The 5,986-nt window shown below is 62.9% G+C and carries 8 protein-coding genes; 7 read left to right on the forward strand and 1 reads right to left on the reverse strand.

Annotation, left to right across the window (positions count from 1 at the left end):
• Positions 1-632 (reverse strand): LysR family transcriptional regulator (locus tag EN955_RS33310; RefSeq protein ID WP_164769954.1); only part of this gene is annotated, 632 nt, incomplete at its 3' end.
• A 116-nt stretch (positions 633-748) separates the two neighbouring features.
• Here EN955_RS33310 and EN955_RS33315 point away from each other — a divergent pair.
• The 7 genes from EN955_RS33315 to EN955_RS33345 form a co-directional block, all read left to right on the forward strand.
• Positions 749-1,276 carry a nuclear transport factor 2 family protein gene (locus EN955_RS33315; RefSeq protein WP_024503351.1) on the forward strand — a complete coding sequence of 176 codons (528 nt, stop codon included), beginning with the start codon at positions 749-751 and terminating at the stop codon, positions 1,274-1,276.
• Positions 1,277-1,313: 37 nt separating this feature from the next.
• Positions 1,314-2,423, forward strand: coding sequence for an aldo/keto reductase (locus EN955_RS33320; protein WP_024503350.1), 1,110 nt, complete (start codon positions 1,314-1,316; stop codon positions 2,421-2,423).
• A 146-nt stretch (positions 2,424-2,569) separates the two neighbouring features.
• On the forward strand, positions 2,570-3,292 hold the full coding sequence (pyrH, locus tag EN955_RS33325) for a UMP kinase (protein ID WP_013531760.1): 723 nt from the start codon (positions 2,570-2,572) through the stop codon (positions 3,290-3,292).
• A gap of 98 nt (positions 3,293-3,390) precedes the next feature.
• Positions 3,391-3,945: a ribosome recycling factor gene (frr, locus tag EN955_RS33330; protein WP_013531759.1), complete on the forward strand. Its 555-nt coding sequence runs from the start codon at positions 3,391-3,393 to the stop codon at positions 3,943-3,945.
• 34 nt (positions 3,946-3,979) lie between these two features.
• Positions 3,980-4,714 carry an isoprenyl transferase gene (locus tag EN955_RS33335; RefSeq protein WP_013531758.1) on the forward strand — a complete coding sequence of 245 codons (735 nt, stop codon included), beginning with the start codon at positions 3,980-3,982 and terminating at the stop codon, positions 4,712-4,714.
• Positions 4,711-5,526, forward strand: coding sequence for a phosphatidate cytidylyltransferase (locus tag EN955_RS33340; RefSeq protein ID WP_024503349.1), 816 nt, complete (start codon positions 4,711-4,713; stop codon positions 5,524-5,526). The genes EN955_RS33335 and EN955_RS33340 overlap by 4 nt, the downstream gene beginning before the upstream one ends.
• A 103-nt stretch (positions 5,527-5,629) precedes the next feature.
• Positions 5,630-5,986: site-2 protease family protein (locus tag EN955_RS33345; RefSeq protein WP_164769955.1), on the forward strand; the 357-nt coding region annotated here is incomplete at its 3' end.

Raw genomic sequence — 5,986 nt, forward strand, 5'->3', positions numbered from 1 at the left:
TCCTCGATCAGATCCCAGCGATAGAGCGCACCGGAGCGGACGAGCCGGTAGCCAATACAATTGTGGCTCGCCAAATCGGCAACGCTGCTGGGACGGCCGTGCCGTCCGATATAAGCGGGCGAGGCCACGATGACGACGGAGAACGGCGGCGTCAGCCGGACCGCGACCATGTCCTGGGCGATCATCTCGCCAAGCCGGATGCCGGCATCGAAGCCTTCGCCGACGATATCAACCAGACCCTGGTCAGCGAAGACCTCGACCGTAACCTCCGGATAGCGCTCGGCCATCGCGGCGACCACCGGCGTCACCGCCAATGGTATGGCGATGTTGGAGGCGTTGATCCTGAGCAGGCCAGACGGCCTGCCTTTGACGCTGCGGATACGGTCCATCCGCTCGGCAATATCCTGGAGGGCCGGAGTCGCCGTTTCCACCAGCGCCTTGCCGGCCTCGGTGAGCGAAACGCTGCGCGTCGTCCGTGCGAACAAAGGCTGGCCGATCCGCTCTTCGACAATGCGCACCGCATGGCTGACTGCCGAAGGGCTCATGCCGAGTTCGGCGGCGGCAAGCGCAAAGCCGCCGCGTCGGGCCACGGCGACGATCACAGGCAGGTGGGTGAGCAGGTCCCGGTACATTCATGCATGATATCGCATGGTCCATGCGAACAATGCAATCTTATCGATGTCGGCCGAGCGGTCCACATTGCCGGCCGCACGTCGGCGATGGGCTGATGGCATCGAGGAGAAAGAACATGAATGCGTTGAAGCGCGTAACTTTCGCGGCAGGCATGGCGTTGGCGCCGATGGACGCCGGCGGGGCGGAGCCATCAGACTGGCGGGCCCTCGCAGACGAACGCGCGGTCATTCGCATCGCCGATGCCATCGACCGGGCCGTCGACGCCCAGGACTGGAAGCTTGCACGCAGCTATTTCGCGGATCGGGTCACTGCCGATTTCAGCAGCCTTTCCGGACAGCCGGCGGCCAACATCGCTTCCGACGACCTGATTGGCGCCTGGGCGGCCAACCTCAAGGGCAGCAAGACAAGCCTGCATCTGCGCACCAATCACCAGGTCGTTCTCGAGGCGGACACGGCGACTGTCCTGTCGACCGGCTATGCCTGGAACCGGATGGAAGGCAATGGCGACCCGCTTTGGGAGGTCTGGGGCACCTATGAGCATCACCTGACGCGTTTTGCGGATGGCTGGAAGGTCGATGGCTTTGCGTTCCGCATGACACACGAGCGCGGCAATCCCTGGGTCAAGACCACTCCGGGCCAGTGACGCTCGGGCATCTGTCACCAAGCATTGGAAGACGATTATGACCATGACCTACTACACTCTTGGCAACAGCGGCCTCAGGGTCAGCCGGCTGGCGCTGGGCACGATGACTTTCGGCACGGAATGGGGCTGGGGAGCCGACAGGGATACGGCGCGGGCGATGTTCGACGCCTATGTCGAGGCGGGCGGCAATTTCTTCGACACGGCGGATCTCTACACAGACGGCACGGCCGAAGCCTGGCTTGGCGAATTCATCGCCGAGCGCGGCTTGCGCGACATGGCGGTGATTGCCAGCAAGTTCACCATGAACATGCAGCCCGGCAATCCGAATGCCGGCGGCAATGGCCGCAAGAACATCATGCGGGCCGTAGATGCTTCGCTGAAACGGTTGGGGACCGACTATATCGATCTCTATCTCATGCATGTCTGGGACAGGCTGACCCCGGCCGAGGAGGTCGTGCGCACGCTGGACGACCTGGTTCGGATGGGCAAGGTGCGCCATGTCGGGCTTTCCGATGTGCCCGCCTGGTATGCGGGCCGCGCACAGGCGATCGCCGAATTGCGCGGATATGAGCCGGTTTCGGCGTTGCAGCTCGAATATTCATTGGCCGAACGCGCGATCGAGAATGAGTTCGTGCCATTCGGCACGCGCCATGGCGCCGGCATCATGGTGTGGAGCCCGCTGGCCAGCGGACTGCTGAGCGGCAAGTATCGGCCGGCTCAGGCCGGAAACGCGGGCCGGCTCGACGGATTTCGCAACTCGACACATCCGGGTTTCCAAAAGTTCACGCAACGCAACTGGGCTATCGTGGCCGAACTCGAGAAGGTCGCATCCGAGATCGGCCGCAGCATGCCTCAGGTCGCGCTCAACTGGGTGGCGACGCAGCCGGGGATCGCGACCGTCATTCTCGGCGCGACGACGCTCAGCCAAATGCAGGACAATCTTGGCGCGCTGGATTTCGAGATTCCGAAAGCGCATCGCGACCGGCTGGAGAGGGTCAGCAGAACTCCAGCGCCGTTTCCCTTTTCCTATTTCGGCTCGCAGATACAGGCGCGCGTCACCGGCGGCGCGACAACCGGCGACAAGCCCTCCAACTACGTGTCACCGGTGCTTATCGAAGGAGAGTCGGCCAGCGTGTCCACCAATTGATTGATGGGAAGGAAACCGGCGAATTTGCCGTTTGGGCGCCGCGTGACATCGCGGCGCCCTTCGTGTATCGGAACGCCATTGTTTCGAGGCGGCGCCTGCGCGAGGGTAGCCACCGGAACGCGCCACATGCAAATGAAGAGGCCCAGATGACGGTGAAGCCCCTCTACCGACGTGTCTTGTTGAAAGCGTCGGGCGAAGCGTTGATGGGCGAGCAGCATTTCGGCATCGACGTTTCAGTGGTGGATCGCATCGCCGGCGACATCGCCGAGGCGCGTGCATTGGGCATCGAGGTCGGTGTCGTCATCGGCGGCGGCAACATCTTTCGCGGCGTGGCCGTTGCCTCCAAGGGCGGCGACCGTGTCACCGGCGACCACATGGGCATGCTTGCCACGGTGATCAACTCGCTGGCGCTGCGCACGTCGTTGAACAAGATCGGCGTCGACGCCGTGGTGCTTTCGGCGATCGCCATGCCCGAACTTTGCGAGAGCTTTTCGCAGCGCCAGGCGACTGCTTACATGAACCAGGGCAAGGTGGTGATCTTCGCCGGCGGCACTGGCAATCCGTTCTTCACCACTGATTCGGCCGCCGCCCTCCGCGCGGCTGAAATCGGCGCCGACGCACTGTTCAAGGGTACTCAGGTCGACGGCGTCTACTCGGCGGACCCGAAGAAGGACCCGAATGCGACGCGTTTCGAGCGCATCAGCCATGGCGAAGTCATAAATCGCGGCCTTTCCATCATGGATACTGCAGCGATTGCACTTGCGCGCGAAAACAACATTCCGATAATCGTCTATTCGATCCACGAAAAAGGTGGTTTCGGCGATATTTTGAGGGGCGGCGGCCGCTGCACGGTCGTCGCGGACGATTGATCGGCGGCCTGGCCCGAAGGGAAACCGGTTTTCGAAGGTCCGATTCGAAGACGGCCCCGAAGCAGTGAGCCCGCATTAGACGGGTCGAGGAGATAAAGATGAGTGGTGAGTACGACGATCTCAAGCGGCGCATGGATGGGGCCATCGCCGCGTTCAAGCATGATCTGGCTTCGCTGCGGACCGGTCGCGCCTCCAGCAATCTGCTTGATGCGATCCAGGTGCAGGCCTATGGCACCACCATGCCGATCAACCAGGTCGCCAACGTCTCGGTGCCGGAGCCGCGCATGATCTCGGTATCGGTATGGGACAAGTCGATGGTCGGCGCGGTCGACCGCGCGATCCGCGAATCCAATCTGGGTTTCAACCCGATCGTGGACGGCACCAACCTCAGGATTCCGCTTCCCGAACTCAACGAACAGCGACGCAAGGAACTGGTCAAGATCTCGCACACCTACGCCGAGAACGCCCGGGTCGCCGCGCGCCATGTGCGCCGCGACGGCATGGACTTCCTGAAGAAGGCGGAGAAGGACGGCGACATCAGCGAGGACGATCAGCGCAAGCGCTCGGACCAGGTTCAGAAACTTACCGACGAGACGATCAGCACCATCGACCACCTGCTTTCCGATAAGGAAGCTGAAATCATGCAGGTTTAGGGTCTTGGCCTCCGGCTGACCCGAAAGCGAGAACATGGCAACGCCCGCGCATGTCGCAATCATCATGGACGGAAACGGACGCTGGGCCAAGGCGCGCGGCTTGCCTCGTCTTGCGGGCCATCGTGCCGGCGTCGAGGCGCTGCGCAAGACGGTGCGCGCAGCACCCGGGCTCGGCATCTCCTACCTGACCGTCTACGCTTTCTCGTCGGAGAACTGGTCGCGGCCGAAATCCGAGGTCAGCGACCTGATGGGCCTTCTGAAAATGTTCATCCGCCGTGACCTCGCCGAACTGCACCAGAGCGGTGTGCGGGTTAGAATCATCGGCGACCGGGCAGGGCTGCAGCCCGATATCAGGGGACTGCTCGACGAGGCCGAAACGCTGACGGCCGCAAATGAATCTCTGACGCTGGTGATCGCCTTCAACTATGGCGGACGCGACGAGATCGTTCGCACGGCGCAAAAGCTCGCTTTGGCCGTGGCGCGTGGCGAACTCGACGCCGAGGCGATATCAGCCGAAAGCTTTGCCGTTGCGCTTGATACGCAAGGCATTCCCGACCCGGAACTGGTCATTCGCACCAGCGGCGAGCTTCGGCTGTCGAATTTCCTCCTGTGGCAGGCCGCCTATAGCGAGCTCGTCTTCCTGCCTTGCTACTGGCCCGACTTCAGCCGCGAGCACCTTGCCGAGGCTTTGCGTGAGTTTGCTGGCCGCGAACGCCGTTTCGGCGGACTTGGAGGCCAGGACGTCGCTTCGCGACCGGCCGCGGGATGAGCAATCTCCAGCTGCGTGTCGTTTCGGCGATCGTGCTCGCCATCATCACTCTCGGTCTGACCTGGATCGGCGGTCTGCCGTTCCGGCTGCTGTGCGCCGTGATATCGGCGGCGATCTTCTATGAATGGACCCGCATGTCGCGCCCGACCGGGGCCACGGGCCTGGGTTTCCTGCCGGAAGCTCTGCTGGTTGTCTTCATTGGCGCCTTGATTGGCGGCCTGGCCGCCTCCTGGCTGCTGCCGCTTGTGGCGGCCATTGTTGCCGCAACGGCGATAGCCGCCTCGCTTCGCAAGACCGGACAATGGGATGCGAGCGGCCTCGCCTATGCCGCGGTTCCAGGCCTGTCGCTCGCCTTGCTGCGCGATGGCGATCGTTCGGGCCTCATTGCCATCCTGTTCCTGTTTGCGGTCGTCTGGGCCACCGATATCCTTGCCTATTTCGTTGGCCGTGCCGTTGGGGGGCCGAAACTGGCGCCCTCTATCTCGCCCGGCAAGACGCGCAGCGGCGCGCTCGGCGGTGCGCTCGGCGGCGTCGTCGCCGGGCTGGTCCTCGCCGTAGCTGCCGGTGTCGGCAATCTGGCATTGCTCGGCCTGGTGGCGCTCGTGCTGTCGATTGTCTCGCAGGCAGGCGACCTGTTTGAATCCTGGGTCAAGCGCCGCCATGGCCGCAAGGACTCAGGCGCGCTCATCCCGGGCCATGGTGGCGTCATGGATCGTGTCGATGGGCTTGTCGCAGCTGCATTCGCCCTATACGTCATCGGCTGGATTTCGGCGAACGCCGATCATCCGGCGCAGGGTCTGTTTCCCGTTTGAGTGGTGTCATTTCAGGTCCTTTGCGCGATGCGCCTTGGATTCGCCCGGATTGGTGTCACAGTCACGGCGCAGTCTGCGCCGTGGAAGAATTTGAGGGTTTGTCTTGAACGAGATTCTTCACGCGCTTTTCAGCACACAAGGCTTTGTCCTCGGCACGCTGGTGCCATTCCTCTTCGTGCTGACCGTGGTCGTGTTCGTCCACGAAATGGGCCATTACCTTGTCGGGCGCTGGTGCGGCATCGGCGTCAGGGCCTTCTCGATCGGCTTCGGCCCGGAACTCTTCGGCTTCAACGACAGCCACGGCACGCGCTGGAAACTGTGTGCGATACCGCTTGGCGGCTATGTCAAATTCGTCGGCGACATGAACGCCACATCGAGCCAGCCGACGTCGGAAGAAATTGAAACGCTGACCGCGGAAGAGCGCAAGGTCGCCTTCCACACGCAGCCGATCTGGAAGCTG

Source organism: Mesorhizobium sp. M7A.F.Ca.CA.001.04.2.1, from assembly GCF_003998485.1.
GTDB lineage: Bacteria > Pseudomonadota > Alphaproteobacteria > Rhizobiales > Rhizobiaceae > Mesorhizobium > Mesorhizobium ciceri.

What these genes read in the sequence shown, in the direction of transcription:
- EN955_RS33315 (WP_024503351.1), top strand. Translation starts at nt 749, where the DNA reads ATGAATGCGTTGAAGCGCGTAACTTTCGCGGCAGGCATGGCGTTGGCG.
- EN955_RS33320 (WP_024503350.1), top strand. Translation starts at nt 1,314, where the DNA reads ATGACCATGACCTACTACACTCTTGGCAACAGCGGCCTCAGGGTCAGC.
- pyrH (WP_013531760.1), top strand. Translation starts at nt 2,570, where the DNA reads ATGACGGTGAAGCCCCTCTACCGACGTGTCTTGTTGAAAGCGTCGGGC.
- frr (WP_013531759.1), top strand. Translation starts at nt 3,391, where the DNA reads ATGAGTGGTGAGTACGACGATCTCAAGCGGCGCATGGATGGGGCCATC.
- EN955_RS33335 (WP_013531758.1), top strand. Translation starts at nt 3,980, where the DNA reads ATGGCAACGCCCGCGCATGTCGCAATCATCATGGACGGAAACGGACGC.
- EN955_RS33340 (WP_024503349.1), top strand. Translation starts at nt 4,711, where the DNA reads ATGAGCAATCTCCAGCTGCGTGTCGTTTCGGCGATCGTGCTCGCCATC.